The organism is Paenibacillus albidus, assembly GCF_014644435.1.
Classification (GTDB): domain Bacteria; phylum Bacillota; class Bacilli; order Paenibacillales; family Paenibacillaceae; genus Paenibacillus_AQ; species Paenibacillus_AQ albidus.
In genome coordinates, this window is sequence record NZ_BMKR01000002.1 from 160,981 (window position 1) to 186,177 (window position 25,197).

A 25,197-nucleotide genomic window follows, 5' to 3' on the forward strand; every position below is an offset into this window, starting at 1 on the left:
ATTGTTCTGTTTCTTTACGTTTTATTGATTAGTTCATTCTTTTGGATGCGGTCAGCTTACGGTAAATGAATCTGCCGAAGAACCGTGCACCGAGGTTAAAGAGCAGCACTGTGATCACGAGCACCGCTGAAGCACCGGCAGCAATTTCTACGGCATCGGGAGCAAGCCCTTCACTGTTCACCTTCCAGATATGCACAGCGAGCGTCTCGGCCGGGCGGAACGGGTTAAGCGGAGAAGAAGGGCTAAGCGGATTCCAGTTCGTGAAATCCAGACGCGGGCTGCTCATGCCCGCTGTGAACATCAGGGCCGCTGCTTCCCCGAAGACCCGGCCGGCAGAGAGAATCGTTCCGGTAATGATCGTCGGCAGCGCCACAGGGAACAGGACGGTGGTCACGATTTTCCACTTGGAAAGTCCCAGAGCGAACCCTGCCTCCTTCTGCTGCTTGGGCACAGAGCGGAACGCCTGCTCCGTAATCCGCACCATCAGCGGCAGGTTGAAGACTGTCAGTGCGAGCGCACCTGATATCATGGAGAACCCAAGGTCAAAATAGTTAACGATCAGCAAGAGGCCGAACAACCCGACAACAATCGAAGGAAAAGACGACAATACCTCAACGATTAGGCGAATGAATCCGGTAAGCTTGCCGGGACGGGCATACTCAGCCATAAAGATACCGGCACCCAGGCCGAGTGGCACAGTAATAATCAATGTAAGCACCAGCAGGAACAGCGAGTTGAACAATTGGGGTCCAACCCCTCCGCCTGCGCGGATTTTTTGGGGCGCCGAGGTCAGGAAATCCCAGCTGATATGGCTTAACCCCCGGAACAGGATATATCCAAGCAGGCCGACAAGAATGGCTACTATGAATAAGGCGAAAAACACGATAAGGCTGGTGGCAATTTTGTCAACGGTTCTCGGCTTCAAATTTTATTTCTCCTTTCAAGCAATCTTACGAGCCCAACGAATGCGAAGGTCATCAGCATAAGAACCAGGGCCATGCTCCACAGCGCATTGTTATAAGATGAGCCCATCGTCGTGTTCCCCATGCTGAGCGTAATTACACTCGTCAGGGTTGAAGCCGATTCAAACAGGGATTTGGGTACAAACGGTGCATTTCCGATGACCATCTGTACGGCAAGTGCTTCACCAAAGGCGCGGGCCATCCCCAGCACGACCCCTGTCATGATGGAGGGCATGGTTGTCGGGAGGATGACACGCGAAATCGTCTGCCACCGTGTGGCGCCAAGCGCAAAGGAGGATTCTTTCAAGTTTTGCGGCAAGGCAGCCAGCGCGTCTGCAGCCACGCTTGTTATCGTCGGAAGAATCATCACCGACAGCACAAGCGCGCCTGCAGCTACCCCGATGCCTTGGCCCGGAAATGTGTCACGCAGAAACGGAACAATGACACTGAGTCCGATAAAACCATACACAACCGATGGAATCCCTGCGAGCAGCTCTATTACCGGCTGCAGCAGCTTTTTACCCCAACCGGGAACGATTTCGGTCATAAACAGTGCCGCACAAATGCTGAGCGGACTGGCGATCAAGGCAGCAAGCAGCGTCACCAGAAAGGAACCGGAAATAAACGGAAATGCCCCAAAGGAAGGTGTATCCGCTTCAGGTGCCCACTTCGTGCCGAAGAAAAATTCGCCCACACTGACCCCGCCGGTAATAAACGTAGACAGACCTTTGGACGCTACAAAATAGACCATTGAGATGATGATTACGATCAATAGCAGTACACAAAAAGCCATATAGGAACGTCCGACCAAATCCTCAATATGATGTTTTTCAAGACGTGATTTCTTTGATTTCACCCTCAAGCTGCTCCCTCTTTCTAAAGTGAAAAGAGAGGCAGATGGTCTCCGCCTCTAATCACTTGATAATCTAATGAAATATATCCGGATAGGAATGGTATTTATTTCTTTGTTACATTTCCTTCTACATCGCGTGCAACCTGCATGTTGAGCGCTGGAATGTAGCCCAGTTCGACAACGTCGGCGGTTTGCACTTCTTCTGTCATGATGTAATCAAGGAATGCTTTTACCGTTTCATTCGGTTCGCCGTTAGTGTACATGTGCTGATAAGCCCATACCGGATATTTACCGGAAATTACATTGTCTACAGATGGCTCTACGCCGTCATAGCTCAGTGTTTTTACCGAATCATCCAGGTAAGACAGCGCCAGGTAACCAATAGCTCCCGGAGTTTCGCCGATCATTTTCTTTACAGTACCGGAAGAGTCTTCTTGAATCGAACCTTGAAGGTCTTCAGTTTTGGTGCCAAGTGCGAAATTCTCAAAGGTTGCGCGTGTGCCGGAGCTGCCCGGACGGTTGATAATTTGGATTTTTTGGTCAGCACCGCCAACTTCTTTCCAGTTGGTTACTTTACCTGAGAAAATGTCAACGAGCTGCTGCTTGGTCAGACCGTCTACACCAGCATCTTTATGTGCTACTGCTGCAATCGCCACAACTGCCACTTGATGGTCTACCAGTGCTGCGGCTTTTTCTGCATCGTCACCCTTCAGCTTCTCTTCGGCAAATACGTCGGAGTTACCGATATCCACTTGCTTCTCAGCAACCTGGGTAAGTCCCGTTCCGCTTCCTCCGCCTTGTACCTGGATATCTACACCGGCATTCTTATCCATGAATTTCTCAGCTACCTGCTCTACCAGCGGCTGCAATGCCGTGGAGCCCGAAGCCAGAATCGAACCGCTCAAATCTGAACCGCTGCTTGTCTCTGTAGGTGCATTTGTTGCAGCAGCATTATTGCCACCAGCGTTGGCCGGTGCGTTATTTCCCCCGTTGTTGCTTCCGCAAGCCGATAGTGCGAGTACACTTGTTAACGCCAAAGTCATGATCCAGGATTTTCTAAATTGCATTATAGTTTGTCTCCTCCTAAATGTTTTACAAGCCTCAGCTTTCGCATGTGCTTGCCTTGTGGAGCTTTGGCCCCTCTGACTCTTCCTATTCTAGGGCTCGTTCGTTAGATAAACGCCCTACTTATGTAAAAAGAAAGATAAAAATATGAATAGAAAATGTATATCAATATAGATATAATCTATAATAGAGAAACAATAATACAAACAATTAAGAATTCCGGTGGGGGAACGTCATGAATATTATGAAACTGCAAATTGTAGTATTGATTGAAAAATATAAAAAAGTAACCGATGTAGCCGCTGAACTCGGTGTAAAACAACCTACCGTCTCTTTCCACATGAAGAACCTGGAGAATGAGCTCGGCACCTCTTTATTTCAATACCGGAGCGGCCGGGTGCTCTTAACGGATGCAGGCAGGGCGCTACATCAATACGCTGTCAAAATCGTCGCTCTTGCCGCCGAGGCAGAACGCAGTGTGAAACAGCTGTCCTCCCCGGCACAGGGACAATTGGAGCTCGAAGCCGGGTTCGTGCCGGGAACTTATTTTCTGCCAAAGATACTCTCTTTATTCATGAAGCTGCATCCGGGCATTGATGTACAACTGAGCGTTCAGCCCGACGCCGTCCTGCGTGAGCGGCTCCGCTCCCGGGAATCACAGCTGGCGGTGCTGCACAACATAGATGGGACCGACGAATCTTTTACCTATCAGCAGATTGGGGAAGATGAGATGGTCCTGATCTTTGCACCGGGCCACCATTTTGAAGGGGTCCGGGGCTTAACGCCCGAGCAGCTCGCCCGTGAGCCGTGGATTCAGCACAGTGCCGGTTCAAGCTTGCGGGGAGCCGCCGATTCCTGGGCGCAGCTTAACCATGTCCGGCTGTGGAACCGGGCGGAGCTGAGCTCGCCTGAAGCTGTCAAGAGAATGATCGGCGAAGGGGGTTATGTGGGGTTATTTTCGAAGGCAGGAATAGAGCAGGAAGTCATTCAAGGGCTATTGTGTTACGCTTCACTGCCGGGGCATCTTCCGGAACGGAGCGGGTTTGTGCTGGCCTGGAGAAAAGATTACACACTCTCCCCGGTTCAGGAATCATTTGCCGAACTCCTCACTGAATCCGCTTATTTATAACCTCACAGGCGCCGGGTATAATCCGGCAATTATACAAAACCGGCAGGTCCATGAGAAATACTTTGGACCTGCCGGTTTTGTATGTATTATTTTTTGGCCGCAGTTAAAGTGAAGGTCTTCGGTATACCTTTGTCATACACATCCGAAGACAGATTAGGTTCTTCGGCCAGCTTGCCAATGACCAGTCCGCTGGCAGCTGCTGCCGTAACGATTTCACCTAATGTCCAGCGGCGCCAGAACACAACATTTTGGCTGGCCTCAGCCGGTTCAGCGCCGGACGGCAGGTATTTGGAGTAGGAAATCCGCTTTTCTTCCAGTGATGTGTCGAAATAATCACCGGTCACCTTGTGCTTGCGCACCTTGGCTGTAGACCCCTTCGAGGTAATCAGCTTGGTGGTCACCGGATGAAAATCACGAAGCACGAATTGCCCCCCGGGGGCCAGCAGCCTGTATACGGTATCCATAAACGGAGCAAGATCGGTAAAATAATGTACAATGCCAAGCTCCGCAAAAACAATGTCGTAGGAGCCGTCAACGGTTGCTTCCGGCAGATGCAGCACATCGGAAACGATATAGGTAAGCTTTACGCCGGCCGCCTGCGCCAGCTCCGCTGCATAACGGGCATTGGCCTCGGAGAAATCGGCTACGGCAACCCTTGCACCCAAGAGCCCCAGGGCAACGGCCTTCATCCCGTTCGAGCCCATAAGGTTCATGATTTTTTTATCCTTCACATCCCCAAAATAAGAAATCAGCGGATAGAGCTTGGCTTCCGGATCTTTGATCAGCTTGGCTGCTGCCTCAGCGGGTGTTCCGAATCTTTCGGTCCAGGCGCTGTAGGTATCCTCATTCCATAACACTTCTGCGCTTCGCCCCGCGCTGGTACCTGAGTCCTCTGCCTGATGTTGTTCATTCATTAATTGTTACCCCTTTGTCTATGAAATCATTGTGAATCCTGCGCCCTGCAAATACATAAACGGCCAGTCCAAAGAGCACTAGGAGACCTCCTGCCCACTGCAAGGCTTTTAATTGCTCACCAAGCAGCAGAAAGGCCAGCAGGCTGGCGCCCACCGGCTCTCCCAGAATGTTCATGGATACCGTTGTCGCCGACACATACTGCAGCAGCCAGTTAAAGAGAATGTGTCCAAACACTGTCGGGACCACCGCCAGCAGAACGAATATCCCCCACTCCCTTGCCGGATAATTAAAAAACGGAATGCCCGCAGCCAGATTGTAGACAGCAAAAACAATCACCGCTGAAAAGAATACCATCAGGCTGTATAGGAAGGAAGGCATACGCACGACCAGCTTTTGACCAATCAGCATATGTATGGCAACTGCAACTGTGCCTCCTATGGAGAGCAGGTCCCCTTTTAGATGATCGGCAGAGAGGCCTACATCTCCCCAGCCAATAAAGACCACTCCCAATATAGCAATCCCCATGCCCAGAATGGCGGACCCCGCGGTCTTTTCCTTATACCAGATATAGGCGCCCACCATAATAAACACTGGCTGCAAGGCCATAATCATCGTCGAGCTGGCTACCGAAGTAAACGTAAGCGAGCCCATCCACAGCAGGAAATGAAGCGCAAGCATCGTCCCCGAGGCAAAAAGCAGCAGCCAGTCCCTCAGGCGCAGAGCTGCCGCTGCTCCGCTGTAAGGGCGTGCGAACGGCAGCATCAGCAAAAAGGTGAACAGCAGACGGTACATCCCTTGAACAGAAACCGGGGCAACAGACCATTTAATGAAGATGGAGGAAAAAGATATGGCCACAATACCGACCAGCATCAGGAGCGGGACCGGTATGGGTGGATTGTTCCGATTCATTGCATAAGCATCCTTTCAAGCACTGGTAAAGTCACTTATGCTAATGTAACGCAGACCACGAAAAATTGCAGCTCTTTTCATAAAATTTCATACCTTATGGCTTCAGTACAACCTTAATACAGCCTTCCTCTTTATCTCCAAACACTTTATAGCCATGCTCAGCTCTGCTGATGGGGAGACGATGGGTGATGATGTCCGTTGGATCGAATTGGTTCTCTTTAATCATCTTGTACAACTGAGGCATATAATGAATCACTGGAGCCTGTCCCATCTTCAAGCTGACATTCCGTTCAAACAAATGGCCCAGAGGAAACATATTATAGGTTAGGCCATAGACTCCTACCAACTGGATTGTTCCGAACTTGCGCACAACCTCGGAAGCAATTCTGAAGGCGCTGAGGGAACCTCCCTGCAGCTTCAGTGTAGTTTCCACCTTTTCCACTACCGACATTTTGGCATCGAGTCCTACACAGTCTATAACTACGTCTGCTCCACCGCGGGTAATTTCCTTCAGGTGTTTCTCCAGTTCATTATATTCCTCGAAATTAAAAATCTCGACATTGTTAGTCTGCTTCGCATGCTCCAGCCGGTAGGGAACGTGATCTACAGCGATGACCCGGGCAGCGCCTTTCATCCAGGCGAATTTCTGGGTCAGCAGGCCAACCGGACCACAGCCGAGCACAATTACGGTATCTCCCTTTTTCACGCCTCCGCTTTCCACACCCCACCAGGCAGTAGGCACTATGTCGGACAAAAAGAGCAGCTTCTCATCCTCCATCTCCGCGTCCTCCGGAACTACGAAAGGTCCAAAATTACCGTAAGGCACTCTCAGCAGCTCCGCTTGACCTCCGGCAAAACCTCCATAACTGTCGGAATACCCCAAAAGGCCTCCGGTGTCTTTGGCATCATTGGCATGGTCACATTGACTCTCCATCTCGTGCTGGCAGAAAAAGCATTGGCCACAGGCCACATTAAAAGGGATAATCACGCGGTCCCCCTTCTTAACCTTCGTGACTTCCGGTCCGACATCCTCGACAATCCCCATGGGTTCATGGCCAATAATGTAATCGTCGTGCATTCCGGGAACCTCGCCATTGAATAGATGCAGGTCCGAGCCGCATATTGCCGTTGAGGTAATCCGGACTACAATATCATCTTTTTTTTGCAGCTTGGCATCGGCGACTTCCTTGACTTCCACTTTCTTTTTTCCCTGATAGGTTACGGCTTTCATGATGAGAACACTCCTTTGGAAGAATAGTGATGGAGAGGGTTCGCGGTACCTCGCCTTACTATGTTATAACCCTAATGCCTTTCCAATTATCCATTCTCCGCTTGAAAAGAGTGTCGTAGGCCTTACATGATCAATTCCCCGGGATCTCCTGCGGAGCAGACTCATGCAACAGTGGTGAATACATCATCAATGCATGATTGCCTGTGATCCACTCATTTCCAGCAAGCTCACCGGTACGCGAGAAGATTCTGCGGCTGATCTGGTTGCTGCGGATATAACCGCCCCAGGGCTCCAGACTGATGACATGATCGCTTTCGTAAACTTCATACGTGTAGAGCTGCTCTTCCCCGCACCTCCACTCTCCACGCAAATGGGTGTCATCCAGCCACAGCTTCAGCTGGTAGGTGTTCTCCGTTTCATTGCAAAGCTGAAGATCCAAATAGTTATAAGAGCAGGTTGCTCCGCTGCCAAAAGGCTGGGTCCGCTGTTCATCGGGAAAAACATCGTAGCTGTGGCGATGCCGTTCTGTGACCGTAAGCGGTGTATGCAGTGTCATCCAGTAGATCAAATTGGAGAGCTGGCATAACCCCCCGCCAACACCGGAGTGGAAACCGCCGTAATGCAGCACCATGCCGTCCAAATATCCCTTGCGCCGGGTCGGCTTCCCGATCATACGCCAATAAGAGAACGTCTCACCGGGCCTGATAAGCAAACCGTTCAGCTTGGCCACCGCCAGCTTTAAATTGACGATTTTGTTATACTGTAGTTCCATATCGACATTGCGAAGACTGCGCAGCAGCGGAGTAGCATGGTTCATCGCTACATGCGGCAAATCTGCAGTCTTCCGGGTGAGCGCCCTTTTGCCCGGCTGCACAACCCATTTCAAATATCTTCTCCAGATGAAATACCGTTTGCCTGCAAACAGCCGGAGACGTGACCGCTTAACGGGTTTCATTGCAGCCTTTGCCATATACATCAGATGTTTCCCTCCCCTGGTTTCAACTTTGTATCCATAATACAAATTATACCAGAAGATGGCGGCGCACAAATAGCAAGCTTCCCTGATCTGGAAGCTTGCTATACAATCCGAAAAACTTACTTGCCGCGTTTATTGTGCCAGATCAGGGCATGCAGTTGTGGCAGCACCTTTACCTGGTTCATGCCAGGATCAGCGATCACCAGGTTGAACAGCCATTCCAGCCGTGCCAGCAGACGCGCGGAAATATCTCCTTCTTCAGTCACGTCCTCATTGCCCGGCTGGAGATACAGCGGCACCCAGGGATATCTTTGATGGACCTGCTTCGCATATTGATAATCAACAGTGTCGAAGACCACCACTTTTAAGCTGCAGGTCTCTCTCCCGGAGTCCCGCATTCTATCTATGATGTTATCCAGCATATCCCAATCCGTCACCATCCCCGAGCTTGGCGGTTTGGGGCTGATCGTCAGCACATCCACATCACAGAACCAGTCCTGCCACCGGCTGCCTTGTGTCTCAATCGCCGCCCGGATGCCCCTTGCATGAAGCAGATTTATCAGTTCGGCCATGCCTTCGCCAATCAAAGCCGGATTCCCGCCGGAAATCGTCACATTGTCGAAGTTATTCCCGGCCAGTTCCAGCAGTCCGTTCAGGATTGCTTCCGGTTCCAGCAGCGTAACCTTGTCTTTGGCTGTGCCGTCCCAGGTAAACGCGGAATCGCACCAGGAGCAGCGGTAATCACAGCCGTAGGTACGGACGAACATCGTTTTGACGCCAATGACTGCGCCCTCGCCTTGTATGGTTGGACCGAACATTTCGATTACTGGAATCTTACTCACAATCACAACCCCCATGCAGCCGGTAAGCCGGACCTTCCCCGGGAACTTCTGCTGCCAGCACCTCCGCCCAGGAGGTTGGCGTCTCCCAGAGTTTGACCGAATGCAGCGGCAGACCCATCAATTTCAGCTCATGGGCGATATAAGAAGACAGGTTCTCGGCAGTAGTCCGGAAAGACAAAAGTGCGACTTTGGAACCCGTACTCCGTAAAGTCTCCAGTACAGGCTCATTGCCCATGGCCAGAAAAGCATGATCCAGACGGTCGATCAGGCTCTGCTGCACACTGCTTTTGATATCGCTGAAATCAATGACAAATCCTTCGTCGGAGTGACCTTCCGCAACCAGGGGTTTGCCCTTCAGCACGACCTCCAGCTTGTAGGTATGTCCATGCAGATTACTGCATTTGCCCTTGTGCCCGATCAGCTGATGTGCGGCATCAAAGGTGAATATTTTGCATACAGAAACTTCATTCATCATAGCGACTCTGCCTTCTTCCGCTCCGCCTCATATTGCTTCAGCCCTCTGCTGCGCAGCTCGCATGCCGGACAGGTACCGCAGCCGCTGCCTATAATTCCGTTATAGCAGGTGAGGGTATGCTCACGGATATACTCGAAATAGCCAAGCTCATCGGCCATTTTCCAGGTTTCCTTTTTATCCAGCCACATCAGTGGAGTGTGAATCGCAAATTCGTAATCCATGGACAGGTTCAGTGTGACATTCAAGGATTTTACGAATACATCCCGGCAATCCGGATACCCGCTGAAATCGGTCTGGCACACACCGGTAACGATATGGTGATACCCCAACTGCTTGGCTAGTATTGCGGCAAAGGACAGAAAAAGCAGATTCCGGCCATCCACAAAGGTACTGGGCAGTTCCTCACCCTCGCCGGAAGCAATCTCAATCTCCTCACGCGTCAACGCATTGGGCGCCAGCTGATTCAAGAGAGCCAGGTCCAGGATATGCTGCTTCACATTAAACTTCCTGGCTATTGCTGTTGCCACCTCGATCTCGGCTTCATGTCGCTGGTTATAGTTAAAAGTAACCACTTGAACTTCTTCATACTGCTGAAGCGCCCAGATGAGACAGGTTGTGCTGTCTTGTCCGCCGCTGAAAACGACGAGTGCTTTTTTGTTCATGGTTGTTCTCTCCTTCTGCTCCATTAGGTTAGCGGTTGTCTACTTTCTCCGGATACAGATCATGGTTCAATAGCCTATGCTCGGCCATCGCCTCATATTTAGTGCCCGGACGCCCCCAGTTGCAGTAAGGATCAATCGAAATCCCGCCCCGCGGCGTAAATTTGCCCCAGACTTCAATGTAACGCGGGTCCATCAGCGCGATCAGATCATTCATTATAATGTTGACACAGTCTTCGTGGAAATCACCATGATTGCGGAAGCTGAACAGATAAAGCTTCAGTGACTTGGATTCCACCATGCGCTGCTCCGGAATGTACGAAATGTACAATGTGGCAAAATCCGGTTGTCCGGTTACCGGGCACAGGCTGGTGAACTCCGGGCAATTGAATTTTACAAAATAATCGCGGCCGGGATGTTTGTTGTCGAATACCTCCAGCACTCCCGGATCATAACTGAACGTGTACTTCGTGCCTTGGTTGCCCAGCAGCGTCACTGCTTGCATTTCCTCCGGCAATCTTCCTTCTGACATGACAAAAAACCCCTCTCTTTTCCCTCGGCATCCGTCGGAACTGGAAAGAAGAACGAGATTTCGAAAACCGGGCTCTACTAAGAAAAACGGCCGTACCATCCTCGTGAAGGCGGTGTCCGTCTGTCGCAGCACAGGCAAAATAGGTCCGGGAAGTTTACCTTCGCGAAAGTTCCTACATCCTGTGTTCAAAAGCGGTCTTAGTTTTTTATAGAGGGAGTTTGCGAACCTCTCCTGCACCCGCTTAAGTGCAGACTTCTTCTTACTTATCGTGCGAATTGAACTATACCATGAGCAGGAGGATGCTGACAAGCTTTTCGGATTGTTAAACAACATTAATAATTAACTGAATGAATTAATATAATGGATTCAAATTTAGTGAACAGGGTAACTTAAATGCTATAATCTGCAAACAAGGATGGGATCTGCTATGAAACAAAAGGTACAGGAGCTTTCCGAGTGGCTTAACACCCACGTAAATGCCACAATAGCGATTGAGAAGCAGGAGCTTGATGATGTGGACAAAGTACATTTCCAGCTGGAAGCTGTAGATTACCGGGATGCGGAGGATGTTCTGGACGATTATCTGGATAGTGCACTGATCCTAAGGGGCAGCGGCAGCACAATGAATGATGGGGGTGAGTCTGTCCCCCTGCCGCAAGCGAGCTATGAGATTGCCGTCAGCGGGCTTGAGTTAAACGCTAAGAATGACAACAAGCTTGAGATCAAGACAGATCGCGCAACCTATGTTCTATCCATATTAGTATGACGAGCCTTATTTTTGAGTAGGATATACGTGAGTGTTTGGTGAGGACGCTACGCGAACGGACCGTTGTTCCAACCGCTGTTGTATCCAGATTTTATTTATTTGCTTTTGCGGCAAAATCCGGATACAAAGGCGACCGCTAACGCTTTTCCGCGGGTTGTTCCGTCCTCTACGCTGACGCAAAAAAAAGAAATCGCTCTTTTGGTAAAATGGAGATAACACCCACCCATTTCAAAAGGAGCGATTTCTTTGTACATTCAATGAACCATTGGACCAACTTTGCTTGCCATTGGATTAAGAAGAAGATATTCCTCCTAATCATCTCGTTCGTATCGTTAATGCAGCAGCCCCTTTGTTTACTCCTCACCAATAATCTCAACTTCCGTCTCCAGCTCAATGCCGAATTTATCCTTGACCGCCGCTCTCACGTGATGAATCAGACCGATATAATCACTGGCTGTGGCGTGGTCCGCATTCACGATGAACCCGGCATGTTTTCTGGAGACCTCTGCTCCGCCAATCCGTGTGCCTTGCAGACCGCTCTCCTGGATCAGCTGCCCTGCATAACGCCCCGGCGGCCGTTTGAACACACTCCCGCAGGAAGGATATTCCAGCGGCTGCTTCGACTCACGCAGAAAAGTCAGCTCATCCATCGAAGCTTTGATCGCTGCCGGGTCCCCGGCAGTTAAGGAAAAGCGGGCTTCCAGGATGATATATTCTCCACTGGCAAAAACGCTTTTTCTGTACCCCCACTGCAGTTCATCCCCCTGCAGAGTCACTATTTGCCCCGCTTTGTTGACGGCAAGCGCACTGTCCAGCACATCCTTAATCTCACCGCCGTATGCCCCTGCGTTCATATACAGTGCTCCGCCTACCGTACCGGGAATGCCGCAGGCGAATTCCAGCCCTGTAAGCTCCTGCGTCAAAGCATACCGGGAGACATCAATGATCTTGGCCCCGCACTGGGCATAGAGCAAGGATCCGCGAATCCCCATATCCGCAAGGTCTGAGGTTTGCAGCACAATTCCCCGTACTCCCCCATCCCTGATAATGACATTGGAACCATTCCCCAGCACTGTGAGCGCAATACCCTGCTGCTGTGCATATGTAACAATCTTCTGAAGTTCATCATACGTGGCAGGTGCCGCGAGAATATCGGCCTGTCCTCCCATTCTGGTAAATACATGATTCTTTAATTCTTCATGACTTGTCACTTTGCCGGCAGTAACCAGCTGCTGCAAATCCGCCTGGATCGTACTGATATTCATTCTTTATGCTCCTTTAACCCTGTAAAAATGAGGTCCTTGGTTATGTTGTTCACTCTTTATTATCTTCGTTTCATAGTATGACTGCGCACCCGCATTTGCGCCTGGCTCAAGCTTAAGCAGTGTCAGTATGACGGGCAATCCCCACTTTAACAACGAACAGGCTCCCTTGTCAATGACGGGAGCCTGTTACCACAGTGTTCTGGTAATATTATGTGACAATTCAACCTTTGATGCACCACTTATTTTTGGGATAGCAGCCGTTCACGATGTTCCACTCTGCGGGCCGCCCTTTCCGATTCTTTCAGTCGCGGGCAAGTATAACAGTAATACCCGCCTTCTGTGCTGTAGTACATACAGCAGCGGTTACGCATATTCACAGTACGCCCGGGATCGGCGATATCCTCTATCTTGCGCACTGTCACCTTGAATGGATTACGGGATAATCCGAATATCGCAGCAGGCATTTCATTCATCAAATAGCTGTAATCTTCCTTCAGACGAGCATGGGCCGCAGAATCTCCAATTTCGGCCGCCAGCCGCTCCACATAATAATTGAATCTTGTGGGCAGCTGCCCCCATGCTTCACCGACTCTGAGTCCGCATGCTTCCGTAACGGAGCGCATCAAAGGCCCCGCTGTGTCACGGTAAAAGGCATCCAGCATTGTATTTCGCCACTCTATCCGCTCCTTTGGATCTACCGGCGCCGCTGTAGTCTTCCATTCATTTAAGGAAAAGGCAAAGCGGCAGTAATTATCCTCTGGAATCAGATGAATATTCAGATTGGGCAAACTGAGGTCGGGAGCACATTGCAGAAGGGAAACCGCATACTGCAGCGCCAGTGCTGCACTGCCGATATTACTGGCAAAATACACGGCAACTGCTTTCTCCTCCAGGGCCTTCATGAGCGGACTGTAGCAGTCGACAAACTCCCTTATCTTCTCTTCGCCGGCAAGCTCAAGTGCCGCAAAGGAATAAAGCGCTCCTTCCGGTGCTGAAGAGTGAATATCGAACTTGGATATGAACTCGTTTTGCACGGTATTCAATGGGCCTCCCCCTGTCTATCAGATGTTATAGCCGCAATTCACAGCTACATGCCAACTGCTTTGTAAGCGGCCAGCTCATAAGGCAGGCACAGTGGAACGCCGGTACGCGGGTCCGGAACAATATCACATTCAATCCCGAACACTTCTCGTAAAACGGCAGGTGTCATTACTTTGGCAGGAGCCCCTTCACTGACCACCGTACCTGATTTGATTGCTACCATATGCTGGGCATAACGGGAAGCATGGTTCAAATCATGGACCACCATCACGATGGTACGGCCTTCGTCGTCATTCAGTTTTTGCAGCAGTTGAAGAACTTCAAGCTGGTGGGCCATATCAAGGAACGTCGTAGGCTCGTCCAGGAACAAAATATCGGTCTGCTGGGCCAGTGCCATGGCAATCCAGGCGCGTTGGCGTTGTCCGCCGGATAAACGGTCGATGGGCCGGTCATGAAAGGCTTCCATCCCGGTTACCTTGATCGCCGAGGTGATGATATCGCGGTCTTCCGAAGTCATCGTACCAAAGCCCTTTTGATGCGGATAGCGGCCGTAGCTGACCAGCTCGGATACCGTCAAACCGTCGGGAGCTGTTGGATTTTGCGGCAAAATAGCCAATTGGCGGGCCACCTCTTTAGTAGAAAGCGTATGAATAGATTTGCCGTCCAGCATGACGTTGCCGCTTTTGGGCTTCATAATCCGGGCCATGGTCTTGAGAATGGTTGACTTCCCGGAACCGTTGGCGCCAACCAGCGCTGTAATTTTGCCTGTAGGCAGTGACAGGTTCAAACCTTTGACAATTGTGGCTTCCGCATAACCTATACTTAGCTGTTCCGTATTGAGACGTTCCGACATAATCTCCAACTCCTTATAATGGGTATGAGGCATAGATCAAGGCTATGCTCTAGATTTGGCTAGCAAATATAAAAAATAAGGTGCGCCAATAATGGCGACAACGACACCTGCAGGAATCTCCGACGGCTGCAGGATCCAGCGCCCTAGGGTATCCGCTGTCAGCAGCAGCAGGCCACCGATTAAGGCGCAGGCCGGCAGCAGAATCTGGTGTCTGGGGCCTACCAGTCTGCGGGCCAGATGAGGTCCAATCAGACCCACGAACCCAATCCCTCCGCTAACGGATACACAGGCCCCGGCGAGCGCGACGGCAGTTGCCAGAAGCAGAAGACGTTCACGCTCTACTGGAGCCCCAAGACCGGTGGAGGTCTGGTCGCCCAGATTCAATACATTGAGCACCCTCGCTTTGTAGATCGAGAATGGCACCAGAATCAGAATCCAGGGCAGTAAGGCCTGAACAAATCTCCAGTCCCCTCCCCAAATCTTGCCTGCCATCCAGATCGCAACAAACTGATAATTCTCCGGATCCAGCCGAAGCGCCAGTACAAGCTGAAAGGCATTGATTCCGGCTGCTACCGCAATCCCGATAAGCACCAGCCTTGTAGGCGACAGTCCCTCTTCTCTACGAAAGGCCAGTACATATATAAGTGCAGCTGTAAGGCCAGCCCCCGCAAGTGCCAATAATGGAAGCATAAATATAGACGCGGCCGAGGAAGCCGGAACAAAAGAAATGAACAGGATAACAGCAAACCCTGCTCCTGCGCTGATCCCCAGGGTTGCGGGTTCAGCCAGAGGGTTCCGCGACAGGCTTTGCAGAATACAGCCGGAGACTGCAAAGCCCGCCCCTACCAGCAGTGAAATTACAATACGCGGCAGCCTGAAATCGAATAATATAAGCTTTTGCTGAGGGGTTCCTTGCCCTGATAGCGTATGTAGAACCTCTGACGGTGATAAACGCATGTAACCTGTGTTCATACTGACCACCACGATCACCACAATCAGCAGACCAAGAACGGATAACAACGTAACTCCCCAGTGGGGCTGCCGTTTCTCGTAAGGGGTCAGAGAATACTTACTCAAGAAATGGCCCCCTTCCGTCTGCTCGCCAGATAGATAAAGAACGGCACACCAATCATGGAAATTAAAGCACCAATCGGTGTCTCATATGGCGCATTCAGCATCCTTGCGGCAATATCAGCGAATACAAGCAGCAAGCTGCCAAGAACAGCTGAACAGGGGATGATCCAGCGGTAATCAATACCGACCAAATACCGGGTAACATGCGGAACAATCAGCCCCACAAATCCGATCGGGCCTACTGCGGAAACCGCTGTGCCAGCCAGTACAACAACGACGAGCATTCCTCCGGTCTGCACGAGTCTTGTCTTTTGACCCAGGCCCGCAGCAACCTCAGTTCCAAGGCTGAGCAGCGTGATGGAACGTGCCATCATTATTGCAGCGACCAGGCCAGCAAGGATCAGCGGAGCCATATATTGCAGCTGCCCCCAGCTGGTACCCGCCACTCCCCCGGCGAGCCAGAAAGCAAGATCCTGAGACAAGTGGAAAAAGATCGCAACCCCTTGGCTTATTGCCAGTAATAGCGCACTGACTGCAGCTCCTGCAAGCGTTAGACGTATAGGAGTCAGACCCTTTCGTGACAGGGAGCCGATTCCGAATACAATCAGAGCTGCTACCCCCGCACCTATAAAGCAATACAGCATGATATACGTATACGAAAGCGAAGGAGCAAAGGCAAAGGCTAAAGCCAGCGCTGTGGTCGCTCCTGCATTCAGACCCAGCAGGCCCGAGTCTGCCAGCGGATTGCGGGTCATCCCCTGCATCATCGCCCCTGCTACGGCAAAACAGGCGCCCACCAGAACGGATGCCAAGGACCGCGGAAAACGCAGCTCCCATATCACCTGATGCTGCTGGAGCTCCGGATTAAAATGAAAGACGGCCTCCCATACGGTAGCCAACTTAATATCAGCCGCTCCAACAGAGACGGACAAAGCCAAACCAAAGATAATGGCTGCGAGTCCAAAGATCATAATAAGCACTGCGGCAGCCGGATGTGAACGCACAGGCTGGGCAGGTAAAGCTGTTGTGGATCCAGGATGATGATCCTTCGAAGCGGTCATGACTTATCTCCCCAGTGAATGATAACAACTATCATTCTCATTATCGCAAATATTTATCGGATGCACAATCTCCAATCTTGAGGAGAACGAGGATTGCGACATTTTTTTCATATCACCAGATATGACAAGAGCACAGGCTACCGTATCGCGGGGATACTGGACCTGCACTCTGCATTATCCTCTGCTGGTTATTTCACCAATAGCTTTAAGACATCGTCAATGGTCTTCCCATTGGCATTGGCACCACTGTACAGCCAGCTGCCTGTGGAGCTCAGTTCATAGACATGGCCTGCTTTAACAGCCGGAATCCCTTTCCAAATGGCACTATTCAAAATCTCCGAACCTTCTGCTTTGTCACTGTTCACGAGGAAAATGTGGTCGGCAGTCAGCTCAGAGAGTTTCTCCAGAGATACCGGATTCCACGCCGCCTTCTGGTCCGCCGGAATTTCAGTGACAAGGTTAGGAGGCGTCATCCCCAAATCTGTATACAGCACCGATCCGCTGGCTTGAGTCTCATCTACCAGGAAGAAGTTCTTTTGAACGAGCCAGAGAACGGCGGCAGATTGGGAGCCAACGGCGCCGGTGAGCTTCCCTTTGGCTTCTGCGGCCTTTTGATCGTAGTTTTTGATCGCCTGTTCGGCTTCAGCGCTCTTGCCCAGCAGCTCTCCGATAGTAGTTAATCCTTTGCGCCAGTTTTTGTTGATTTCATTTCCGAGCACATAGGTAGGCGCTACTTTGTTCAACTGATCGTATAGCCCATTCTGAACGGAGGATTCCGAACCGACAATAATGAAGTCAGGAGCAAAGCTGGTGACCGCCTCCAGGGGAAGATCATAGCTGATTGTAGGTACATCCTTTAATTCAGCGGAAAGATAATCCTGAATGCCGTTGGCAACAGACCACTGGGCTACAGGAGTCACCCCGAGCGTGACCAGCTGATCCTCCAGATATGAACCGAGCACACGCTGCGGATTGGCAGGAACAGTGACCTTATGACCCATGCTGTCCGTTACTGTCTTCGGTTCGGAAGGGGCTGTAGTTGCAGCCGCTGAAGGTGCCGTTGTGGCCGCTGAACCGGAATTCGCTGTGTCTGCCGTATTATTGCTGCCGCATGCGGATAAGAACAGTATCATGGCCATACATCCGGCCCCAACCCATTTTCTGCCGCTTATTTTCATTGTTTTTGAAGAAACCATTCAATAACCCCTCCTGTATATGGATGCTTCATGGATCAAATCCTTTGCTTGTCCATCGCTTCACTTTATAAATGATATTGATTCTCATTATCTCTGTCAATACAAATTTGTAAACTTGCTTATGAACTGCATGAACAATAAACAGCGGGGCCCAATAGCCATTTTTTGGCTTGGACCCCGCTGATGTCAAAATCAATTATTTATGCAAATGAAAAGGCACAGTAGCAACCACGATATCTTTTTGGTTCATTAGATAGGAACGGATAAACAAGCTGGTCTGGTTATGCAATACCGCCTGCCACCAGTGCTTCGTAATAAACTGAGGGATTAATATTGTAATGTGGTCTGTGGAAGCCGTCTTCCACTCCACCGTATCAATGAACTTGACCAGCGGACGGATGATGCTGCGGTACCGGGAACGCAATACAATCAGCCGAACCCCGGGATTCCATTCCTCCCACTTCTGTTCCATCTTGTGGATCTCTTCCTCATCGAAGCCGACATAGACCGCAACCACGTTGTTGGTTAATGATTTGGCGTAACTGAGTGAATGCAGAACGGCACGTGTCACACCCGCCACGGGAACCACCACCGTGCTTCCCTTGATCACCGGCTTCTCGTCGTCCATACAAATCCGCAGCTGATCGGCAATATTCATATAATGGCTATGAATCCGGTAAAAGACGAACATGACGACCGGCAGGAAAATGAAGATGGCCCAGATACTTGAGAACTTGGTGATGATAAAAATCAGTGTAATCGTTAAAGTGGTTAACATGCCCACCGTATTAACGGCAAACTTGCTCTGCCAGCCTTTAGGTTTGGTTTTGTACCAGCGCACCATCATACCTAACTGGGATAAAGTGAACGGTATGAATACCCCCACAGCATACATAGGGATCAAACCTTCGGTATTCCCGTGAAATGCCGCTACCAGAATAGCGGACATCACACCAAGAAAGATAATTCCGTTGGAAAAGCCCAGCCGGTCACCGCGCACCATAAACGCATGCGGCATATATTTGTCCTTGGCGAACATAAAAGCCAGCAGCGGAAAAGCAGAGTATGCAGTGTTGGCTGCCAGGAATAAGATCACTGCGGTAATTCCTTGAATAAAGAAATACAATGCCCCGCGGCCAAAAGTCGATTCGGCGATCTGCGAGACCACAGTAGCCTTCTCGTCAGGAGTAACTCCGTACCAGTAAGCGAGTAGCGTGATTCCCGTGAACATTAGGCCGAGGATGATCCCCATCAGTACCAGGGTTTTTGCAGCATTTTTCTCCGCCGGGGCTTTAAAGTTTGGAATCGCGTTGGATACCGCCTCCACCCCTGTAAGTGCCGAACAACCGGAACTGAAGGCCTTTAGCAGCAGAAACAAGCTGACATTGGACACCGCTGCTCCTATTTCCGGTACGTGGGCGTGGGCACCACCTGTCATGTATTTAATGAAACCTGTAGCAATCAATACAAAGATTGAAATGACAAACAAATACACCGGAATGGCAATAAACGACGCAGATTCCGTCACCCCTCGCAGGTTAAGAATGGTCAGGATGATAATCACGGATACCGCAATAAGGACCGTGTGATTATGCAGACTCGGAAAAGCTGAGGTAATCGCATCTGTTCCGGCTGAAGCACTAACGGCTACAGTCAGAATATAATCCACCAATAAAGAACCGCCGGCGAGCAGACCCGTAGGAACACCCAGATTTTTTTTGGCTACGATATAAGCCCCGCCACCTTGCGGATAAGCAAAGATTGTCTGCCGGTATGATAAAATCAGAATGGCCAGCAAGCCCAGCACGGCAAGTGCAATGGGCAAGGAGTACCAGACAGCTGTAAACCCCGCTGCTACCAGCACAATCAGAATTTGTTCCGTACCATAGGCTACGGACGACAATGCATCTGAAGACAAAACGGCCAGTGCTTTAACCTTGGACAACTTTTCATGATCGAGTTCGTTCGACTTCATCGGACGCCCGATCAATAGTCGTTTAACTTTGCTTACCATTGTAGATACAGTTCCTCTCTTTGTGAGTTGAAACGGTCATACCGTGCGCCATTTTCATTGGTGGATTTCATAAATGCAGGCACAAAAATAAGCATACGGATATCCTCCGCATGCTTATGCATGGGTCTATCCCACCTTTGCTTACGAGGTTAGCTGTCGGATTCGGGCTGTGGAAAGCCCTACGGCCCGGTCGTGACGACCGGCTGCCGATTCACCCCTTTGGCACAAGTGCCAAGTTTGGTTCCCCCGTTTTCCCCTTGGAAAATTCAGCGCATATTCAACTTCTCACAAGGACTAATATTAGTCTACTCGGACTGTTCAGTAAAGCTGTGAAAAAAATGAAAAAAGAATGAAAAAGCATCCAATTACCGCAAATTGTTAATCACGGAGGCATCGCTCTTTCATTCTCTTCGATTATCCCTTATACACGTGTTTTTATAACGTTTTGACAAAAATTTGTGACGTTTGCAGTTGTTTGCCAGAGGTTGTAACCACGCTGGTTTACGTCTTTTGGCTACTCCTCTTCTTTACGTCCATTCCAGAGCAAAAGAGCGATCAATATAAAAGCAATTAAAGCCATAAATGGAATAGTAATAAAGCCGAAAACATTCAAATAATCCTTGTTGCAGGGAACGCCGACTGTGCAGGGGAGAATCTTGCTGAGGGCGGGAATTTTCTGCTCTGCATAATGATACAAGGAGATACTTCCGCCGATCAGACTAAGAGGCAGCACATACGGAATAATGCGCTTGTCTCCCCGGTAAGTGGCAATGCCGAGCAAAAACAGCTGTGGATACATGAAGATACGCTGAAACCAGCATAGCTTGCAGGGCTCATATTTGAGCACCTCACTTAAGTATAAGCTGCCGGCAACAGCCACGACGGATACGAACCAGGCCAGATACAGGCAATGACGGCGGCAAAACGACAAGAACTTGCTCACTCGGCCTTCACCGCTTGGGCTGCTTCATCAATCTGAGCGGAAATGGCTTCAAAATTAAACGGCTCCGCTGTCATCACACCGTTGATAAACAGGCTTGGGGTGGTAGTAACCTTGGAATCATTGGCCAATTGGATGTCACGGCTCAGTTCCTCCGCATACGTACGATTCTCGATGTCTTTGCGCAGCAGGTCATAATCGATAGCAAGTTTTTCTTTTTGCGCCAGCTCCACCAGGTAGTCGGCCGTCGCCCACTCCACATCTTCCGCACCTTGATTCTTGTAGATGGCATCATAGAATTTCCAGAATTCATCATTGCTTTGATGATACACGGACAAGGCAGCCAGTGATGCCGTTTCGGAGTCAGGTCCGATAAATGCCATATTCACAAAATAAAGTGCGGCTTTTCCTTCTTCTATATATTTTTGGACGATTTGCGGCTTAATGCCACCGGCAAATTGCGCACAGGCCGGACATTTGTAATCTCCGAATTCGACAAGTTTCACAGGAGCATCTTCGTTGCCCAGTCTTGGCATCTCACTGTAATTAAAATTAACGGGATCAGCAGTAGTCGATGATGAATCTTTGGAGGCCAACATGAATAATGCAACAAATATAATCACAACTATGGCCACTGTACTTACAATGAGAATCCTCGTTTTCTGCTTCTGTTGTTCCTGTTCGGCACGGCGTTTTTCCTGCTTGCTCATTTGCGGCACCGGTGCGCTGCGTTTTTTAGGTTTGCTCAAGGGAATTTCCTTTCTGTCCTCTCTCGGACGGGCGAAATAAGTTTCATATAATTTAAAATTATATAATTAAAGATCTCACCCTGGCAAACTATATCCACCAATTCCCTTAAAAGCGATTCTAAACGTGAACTCTGCCCCGCCTGATGAAGTAGATTCCACCCAAATATCTCCCCCCATCAAATCCACAAGTTTCTTGCAGATGGCCAGGCCCAGCCCTGTTCCCGGATAATTGCGGTTATAGGACCCATCAACCTGTGAGAACGGTTGAAAAAGCAGCTCCAGCATGTCGGGATCAATCCCGATCCCTGTATCCTTGATCTTGAACAGCAAATATTGCCGGATGTCCTCCCCGTTCTCTGTACTGAAAGTATCCACAGTTACGATAACATTTCCTTTATCCGTAAATTTAATAGCATTTCCAATAATATTAAGAAGAACCTGACGAATTCTTACACTGTCTCCTTCTACTATATCCGGGACTCCAGACTCCAATATCAGAATAAGCTGCAAACCTTTGTCCCGGGCAGTGACTTCAAATAAGTCCATACATTCCTGTACCAGCCGAGACACCTGAAAAGGATTCTGACGTAAACGCATTGCCCCGGCTTCGAGGACGGATAGGTCCAGGATATCATTTAAGACGTGAAGCAATGCCTGCCCGCTTTTGGACTGCAGCTGCAGCAGCTCCAAGTGTTCGGTATTATCCATACTGTCTATCAGCAGCTGATTGATGCCAATAATCCCGTTCAGCGGCGTGCGGAGCTCGTGGCTCACAGTGGCGAGGAACTCGCTTTTTATTCTGGCCGCGCTTTCAGCCTTCTCCTTGGCCTTTCTCAGTTCCTGCTGGTAACGCATAAGATCGGTGATATCCTTGCAGATCATGTATACGAGTTGCCGGTCCCCGGTAATCAGCGGAAATACGGTTGAGCTGAACCTCAGTCTGCTGCCTTGCTTCGTCTGAATGGTCATCTCCAGCTTGCCTGGTCTGCCTTTAGCCGCCTGCTCGACAATTGATCCGAAACGTACCCTCTCTTCGCTGCTGAAAAGCTTATTCTCCCACTGGCTCTCCAGCTCCCTCCATTCATATCCGGTTGTTGTGTACATGGCAGGATTTGCGCTTAGTAATCTTTTGCAAGCAGGGTCCATACAGATTACAATGTCCGGACTGAATTCAAACAAGGCCATATAGCGCTGCTCATTGAACCGGGCAGATGCCATTACCTTTTGCCGGTCTCTGTACAACAGCCAAAGCACCAGGGCTGCAATCAAGACAAAGGTTGTGCCCAGAATCATTCCCAGGCTGGAGCTGTCCAGCATCGCAGCGGAAGAACTTGCGTGGACTTCTGAAGGCGTCATAAATACTGCACCAAACATAGCTGTATAATGTGTGCCGGTCACTGAAGCCGTCAGCAGAAGGACCAGGAGCGTTTTTTTGAGCGAGAACATGTTGTATTTCTTCTGAATCCAAGCCGGTCGATAGGACGCTGCCAGAAACGCAGCGATCAGCGAGAATAATACGGACCAGAGCATGGATAGAATATTCTGTTCATAGTGAAGCGATGTCTTTATCGCCATAACACCGCAGTAATGCATGAGTAGCATACCCGCACTGAAGAGAAAGCCGGATAGCCCCAGATAAACACTGCTGCGGGTACGGGGATTATTTAGCAGCATGAATACCAAATAGGAGACCAGAATGGAAATGAATAAAGAGAAGAGTAAAAGTGGAAGATCATAGGTGACCACAGTGTCTGTCTCCATGGCCAGCAGGCCCAAAAAATGCATGGTCCAGAGCCCGAAACCGAACACAGTGGAAAGCACCAGCAGGAATAAACGGCTTTTGCTTTTCCGAACGAGCCGGTCAGCCATATCCACAACTACAAAACAGGATAATGCAGCAATCGCAATGGACAGGGAAACCAGCAAGTCATTATAATGACCCGGATGCTGTTGCATGATGAACCTCTGCTTTCTGCATCACAATAAATGCGTAATCAGGATTTATTAAGCATTTACCCTGCTCCCTGAAGCACGAACCTCTACTTTACTCCATTCCATTCGGGCAAAAAAAAACAGAACGCCTAAATAGCATCCTGTTCTCTATATTTCTGCGGTTTAGGCTCCTGCCTCTTCCGTCAACAACTGTGCTTTGAGCAGCTTTATTCTGGAGATTCGTTTATTTTCCGTTTCTTCGACGATGAACAGATGACCATCAAATTCGGTGGACTGCCCTTTTTGCGGAGGGTTGATCTCCAGTTTGGAATATAGCCAGCCACCTATGGTATCATAGTCATCTGTTTCCATTTGAAGGCCCAAGGAATCATTGATCTCCTCGATAAGCATCAGACCGTCGATGGAGTATTCATCCTCCCCCAGCTTCTCGACACCCGGACGCTCTTCATCAAATTCATCCTGAATTTCACCGACGATCTCTTCCATTATGTCTTCAAGCGTCACCATCCCGGAAGTTCCGCCATATTCATCGATCAGAATGGCAATCTGGGTCTTGGCCCGCTGCATCAGCTTTAGCAGAGCACTGATCTGAATGGACTCCGGTACGGTAAGAATGGGACGAATCAAATCCGTATAGCGCGAAGAATTATCCCTGATTAAATCCTTGATATGAATAAAGCCCAGAATGTGATCTTTATCTCCTTCACATACCGGATAACGTGTCCTCATGCCCTCAAATGCAACTTCCAGATTCTCCTCCGCCGAAAGATGGCTGTTCAAACAGATCATCTCCGTGCGCGGGATCATGATTTCACGGGCCATGGTATCCACAAATTCAAAAATATTGTCGACCAAAGCCATTTCGGTATTGTCGATCAGTCCGCTCTTATTACTCTCTTGCATAAGAATGCGGATCTCTTCCTCGGTATGTGCTGTTCCGAGCTCCGATACCGGAGCCAGACGGAAGACACTAAGTAGTCCGCGTGCCAATCCTTTGACAATCCAGATGATGGGATACATGATCTTGTAAAAGATATTCATCGGACCTGAGGTAAGCAAAAGCACGGCTTCCGCCTTGTTAACGGCAATCGTCTTGGGTGCAAGTTCGCCCAGTACAATATGAAGCACCGTAATAAACATAAAGGCAGTAATCAAGGAAATAACATACACCGATGTTTCACCAAATCCAAGGTTCACCAAGAGCGGTCCAACAATCGTCGCTATAGCCGGCTCCCCAAGCCATCCGAGAGCCAGGGATGCCAAGGTGATCCCCAGTTGGCAAGCGGACAGATAAGCGTCCAAATTGTGTACGATCGTTCTTGCAGCGGGTGCTCTTTTATTGCCTTCCTCAACCAGGGTATCAATACGACCGCTGCGCACCTTGACCATCGCATATTCAACCGAGACAAAAAAGCCATTCAACAACACCAGCAAAATAATTAAACCTACATGTAATATACCGGGTAAAGGGTCGCTCAAATTATACTCCTATCCACCTTTTTACCACAGCAAGGCGGATAGGCCCACCTCCTTCGTTTTCTCAAAATGTCTGCATGTGCAACTGACGGACATCCTTTCCGTATCAACTTCCCAACGCATTCAGCTCCTCACCAAAATCACGTATTATAAATATATACATTATTATATTATTACTCAGAGCAGAAAAACAGGTATTAATGAGTGTAAAAATATGATCTATTTTTCCTCTCTGGGACATACTGCACTTAAAAATATAAA

Annotated in this window: 25 protein-coding genes and 2 riboswitches; of the genes, 2 read left to right on the plus strand and 23 right to left on the minus strand. The window is 49.6% G+C overall.

From position 1 onward, the window contains the following. Positions 1 to 28 precede the first annotated feature (28 nt). The 3 genes from pstA to IEY53_RS02485 form a co-directional block, all read right to left on the minus strand. Positions 29 to 925: a phosphate ABC transporter permease PstA gene (gene pstA / locus IEY53_RS02475; RefSeq protein WP_189022022.1), complete on the minus strand. Its 897-nt coding sequence runs from the start codon at positions 923 to 925 to the stop codon at positions 29 to 31. After that, complete coding sequence (gene pstC / locus IEY53_RS02480; RefSeq protein WP_229695930.1) at positions 922 to 1,824, minus strand: phosphate ABC transporter permease subunit PstC; 903 nt, start codon at positions 1,822 to 1,824, stop codon at positions 922 to 924. The genes pstA and pstC overlap by 4 nt, the downstream gene beginning before the upstream one ends. A gap of 95 nt (positions 1,825 to 1,919) precedes the next feature. Next, on the minus strand, positions 1,920 to 2,882 hold the full coding sequence (locus tag IEY53_RS02485) for a phosphate ABC transporter substrate-binding protein (protein WP_189022023.1): 963 nt from the start codon (positions 2,880 to 2,882) through the stop codon (positions 1,920 to 1,922). A 233-nt stretch (positions 2,883 to 3,115) separates the two neighbouring features. On the opposite strand from IEY53_RS02485, the gene IEY53_RS02490 reads away from it, so the two are divergent. Further along, positions 3,116 to 4,009, plus strand: a complete 894-nt coding sequence (locus IEY53_RS02490; protein WP_189022024.1) for a LysR substrate-binding domain-containing protein — start codon at positions 3,116 to 3,118, stop codon at positions 4,007 to 4,009. An 86-nt stretch (positions 4,010 to 4,095) separates the two neighbouring features. Here the strand turns inward: IEY53_RS02490 and IEY53_RS02495 are convergent, their stop codons facing one another. From IEY53_RS02495 to queF, 8 genes are all read right to left on the minus strand, one after another. Then, positions 4,096 to 4,923, minus strand: coding sequence for a class I SAM-dependent methyltransferase (locus tag IEY53_RS02495; protein WP_189022025.1), 828 nt, complete (start codon positions 4,921 to 4,923; stop codon positions 4,096 to 4,098). Then, positions 4,916 to 5,833, minus strand: a complete 918-nt coding sequence (locus tag IEY53_RS02500) for a DMT family transporter (protein ID WP_189022026.1) — start codon at positions 5,831 to 5,833, stop codon at positions 4,916 to 4,918. Before IEY53_RS02500 ends, IEY53_RS02495 begins: the two co-directional genes overlap by 8 nt. A 94-nt stretch (positions 5,834 to 5,927) precedes the next feature. Then, complete coding sequence (locus IEY53_RS02505) at positions 5,928 to 7,064, minus strand: zinc-dependent alcohol dehydrogenase (RefSeq protein ID WP_189022027.1); 1,137 nt, start codon at positions 7,062 to 7,064, stop codon at positions 5,928 to 5,930. A 130-nt stretch (positions 7,065 to 7,194) separates the two neighbouring features. Continuing rightward, the gene (locus tag IEY53_RS02510; RefSeq protein ID WP_229695947.1) at positions 7,195 to 8,034 is read right to left on the minus strand and encodes a VanW family protein; all 840 of its coding nucleotides are present in this window, start codon (positions 8,032 to 8,034) and stop codon (positions 7,195 to 7,197) included. Between the two features lie 125 nt (positions 8,035 to 8,159). After that, positions 8,160 to 8,882 carry a 7-carboxy-7-deazaguanine synthase QueE gene (queE, locus tag IEY53_RS02515; RefSeq protein WP_229695931.1) on the minus strand — a complete coding sequence of 241 codons (723 nt, stop codon included), beginning with the start codon at positions 8,880 to 8,882 and terminating at the stop codon, positions 8,160 to 8,162. Continuing rightward, positions 8,875 to 9,354, minus strand: coding sequence for a 6-pyruvoyl trahydropterin synthase family protein (locus tag IEY53_RS02520; RefSeq protein WP_229695932.1), 480 nt, complete (start codon positions 9,352 to 9,354; stop codon positions 8,875 to 8,877). The genes queE and IEY53_RS02520 overlap by 8 nt, the downstream gene beginning before the upstream one ends. After that, the gene (gene queC / locus IEY53_RS02525; protein WP_189022030.1) at positions 9,354 to 10,019 is read right to left on the minus strand and encodes a 7-cyano-7-deazaguanine synthase QueC; all 666 of its coding nucleotides are present in this window, start codon (positions 10,017 to 10,019) and stop codon (positions 9,354 to 9,356) included. The genes IEY53_RS02520 and queC overlap by 1 nt, the downstream gene beginning before the upstream one ends. 28 nt (positions 10,020 to 10,047) lie before the next feature. After that, positions 10,048 to 10,548, minus strand: coding sequence for a preQ(1) synthase (gene queF, locus IEY53_RS02530; RefSeq protein ID WP_189022031.1), 501 nt, complete (start codon positions 10,546 to 10,548; stop codon positions 10,048 to 10,050). Positions 10,549 to 10,739: 191 nt separating this feature from the next. Then, positions 10,740 to 10,783: riboswitch (PreQ1 riboswitch) on the minus strand. Positions 10,784 to 10,975: 192 nt separating this feature from the next. Between queF and ymzB the strand changes: the two genes are divergently transcribed. Further along, complete coding sequence (gene ymzB, locus IEY53_RS02535) at positions 10,976 to 11,314, plus strand: protein YmzB (protein WP_189022032.1); 339 nt, start codon at positions 10,976 to 10,978, stop codon at positions 11,312 to 11,314. Between the two features lie 353 nt (positions 11,315 to 11,667). Here the strand turns inward: ymzB and murB are convergent, their stop codons facing one another. The 12 genes from murB to IEY53_RS02590 all read right to left on the minus strand — a co-directional run bounded on the left by murB (position 11,668) and on the right by IEY53_RS02590 (position 24,939). Then, positions 11,668 to 12,579, minus strand: coding sequence for a UDP-N-acetylmuramate dehydrogenase (gene murB, locus IEY53_RS02540; protein ID WP_189022033.1), 912 nt, complete (start codon positions 12,577 to 12,579; stop codon positions 11,668 to 11,670). A gap of 239 nt (positions 12,580 to 12,818) precedes the next feature. Continuing rightward, on the minus strand, positions 12,819 to 13,622 hold the full coding sequence (locus tag IEY53_RS02545; RefSeq protein WP_189022034.1) for a (2Fe-2S)-binding protein: 804 nt from the start codon (positions 13,620 to 13,622) through the stop codon (positions 12,819 to 12,821). Between the two features lie 44 nt (positions 13,623 to 13,666). After that, positions 13,667 to 14,473, minus strand: coding sequence for an ABC transporter ATP-binding protein (locus IEY53_RS02550; protein ID WP_189022035.1), 807 nt, complete (start codon positions 14,471 to 14,473; stop codon positions 13,667 to 13,669). A gap of 42 nt (positions 14,474 to 14,515) precedes the next feature. Further along, positions 14,516 to 15,493 (minus strand): FecCD family ABC transporter permease, encoded by a 978-nt coding sequence (locus IEY53_RS02555; protein WP_373293785.1) that lies wholly within the window; start codon positions 15,491 to 15,493, stop codon positions 14,516 to 14,518. Between the two features lie 53 nt (positions 15,494 to 15,546). After that, positions 15,547 to 16,608: a FecCD family ABC transporter permease gene (locus IEY53_RS02560; RefSeq protein ID WP_189022037.1), complete on the minus strand. Its 1,062-nt coding sequence runs from the start codon at positions 16,606 to 16,608 to the stop codon at positions 15,547 to 15,549. Positions 16,609 to 16,796: 188 nt separating this feature from the next. After that, positions 16,797 to 17,804 (minus strand): iron-hydroxamate ABC transporter substrate-binding protein, encoded by a 1,008-nt coding sequence (locus IEY53_RS02565; RefSeq protein ID WP_189022038.1) that lies wholly within the window; start codon positions 17,802 to 17,804, stop codon positions 16,797 to 16,799. A 196-nt stretch (positions 17,805 to 18,000) separates the two neighbouring features. Continuing rightward, on the minus strand, positions 18,001 to 19,818 hold the full coding sequence (kimA, locus tag IEY53_RS02570) for a potassium transporter KimA (RefSeq protein ID WP_189022039.1): 1,818 nt from the start codon (positions 19,816 to 19,818) through the stop codon (positions 18,001 to 18,003). Next, a complete protein-coding gene (locus IEY53_RS35695; RefSeq protein ID WP_268240746.1) occupies positions 19,812 to 19,940 on the minus strand; it encodes a hypothetical protein in 129 nt (42 codons plus the stop codon). Before IEY53_RS35695 ends, kimA begins: the two co-directional genes overlap by 7 nt. A gap of 1 nt (position 19,941) precedes the next feature. Further along, positions 19,942 to 20,100, minus strand: a riboswitch (cyclic di-AMP (ydaO/yuaA leader). Between the two features lie 232 nt (positions 20,101 to 20,332). Further along, a complete protein-coding gene (locus IEY53_RS02575; RefSeq protein ID WP_229695933.1) occupies positions 20,333 to 20,761 on the minus strand; it encodes a disulfide oxidoreductase in 429 nt (142 codons plus the stop codon). Then, complete coding sequence (locus IEY53_RS02580; RefSeq protein ID WP_229695934.1) at positions 20,758 to 21,507, minus strand: DsbA family protein; 750 nt, start codon at positions 21,505 to 21,507, stop codon at positions 20,758 to 20,760. Before IEY53_RS02580 ends, IEY53_RS02575 begins: the two co-directional genes overlap by 4 nt. Positions 21,508 to 21,582: 75 nt before the next feature. After that, a complete protein-coding gene (locus tag IEY53_RS02585) occupies positions 21,583 to 23,463 on the minus strand; it encodes an ATP-binding protein (protein ID WP_189022040.1) in 1,881 nt (626 codons plus the stop codon). Positions 23,464 to 23,622: 159 nt separating this feature from the next. Further along, a complete protein-coding gene (locus tag IEY53_RS02590; protein WP_189022041.1) occupies positions 23,623 to 24,939 on the minus strand; it encodes a hemolysin family protein in 1,317 nt (438 codons plus the stop codon). Between the last annotated feature and the right edge of the window lie 258 nt (positions 24,940 to 25,197).

Coding starts and splice junctions, on each gene's coding strand:
- IEY53_RS02485 (WP_189022023.1), bottom strand. CDS start 2,882: ATGCAATTTAGAAAATCCTGGATCATGACTTTGGCGTTAACAAGTGTA.
- IEY53_RS02490 (WP_189022024.1), top strand. CDS start 3,116: ATGAATATTATGAAACTGCAAATTGTAGTATTGATTGAAAAATATAAA.
- IEY53_RS02495 (WP_189022025.1), bottom strand. CDS start 4,923: ATGAATGAACAACATCAGGCAGAGGACTCAGGTACCAGCGCGGGGCGA.
- IEY53_RS02500 (WP_189022026.1), bottom strand. CDS start 5,833: ATGAATCGGAACAATCCACCCATACCGGTCCCGCTCCTGATGCTGGTC.
- IEY53_RS02505 (WP_189022027.1), bottom strand. CDS start 7,064: ATGAAAGCCGTAACCTATCAGGGAAAAAAGAAAGTGGAAGTCAAGGAA.
- IEY53_RS02510 (WP_229695947.1), bottom strand. CDS start 8,034: ATGGCAAAGGCTGCAATGAAACCCGTTAAGCGGTCACGTCTCCGGCTG.
- IEY53_RS02520 (WP_229695932.1), bottom strand. CDS start 9,354: ATGAATGAAGTTTCTGTATGCAAAATATTCACCTTTGATGCCGCACAT.
- queC (WP_189022030.1), bottom strand. CDS start 10,019: ATGAACAAAAAAGCACTCGTCGTTTTCAGCGGCGGACAAGACAGCACA.
- queF (WP_189022031.1), bottom strand. CDS start 10,548: ATGTCAGAAGGAAGATTGCCGGAGGAAATGCAAGCAGTGACGCTGCTG.
- ymzB (WP_189022032.1), top strand. CDS start 10,976: ATGAAACAAAAGGTACAGGAGCTTTCCGAGTGGCTTAACACCCACGTA.
- murB (WP_189022033.1), bottom strand. CDS start 12,579: ATGAATATCAGTACGATCCAGGCGGATTTGCAGCAGCTGGTTACTGCC.
- IEY53_RS02550 (WP_189022035.1), bottom strand. CDS start 14,473: ATGTCGGAACGTCTCAATACGGAACAGCTAAGTATAGGTTATGCGGAA.
- IEY53_RS02560 (WP_189022037.1), bottom strand. CDS start 16,608: ATGACCGCTTCGAAGGATCATCATCCTGGATCCACAACAGCTTTACCT.
- IEY53_RS02565 (WP_189022038.1), bottom strand. CDS start 17,804: ATGGTTTCTTCAAAAACAATGAAAATAAGCGGCAGAAAATGGGTTGGG.
- kimA (WP_189022039.1), bottom strand. CDS start 19,818: ATGGTAAGCAAAGTTAAACGACTATTGATCGGGCGTCCGATGAAGTCG.
- IEY53_RS35695 (WP_268240746.1), bottom strand. CDS start 19,940: ATGCATAAGCATGCGGAGGATATCCGTATGCTTATTTTTGTGCCTGCA.
- IEY53_RS02585 (WP_189022040.1), bottom strand. CDS start 23,463: ATGCAACAGCATCCGGGTCATTATAATGACTTGCTGGTTTCCCTGTCC.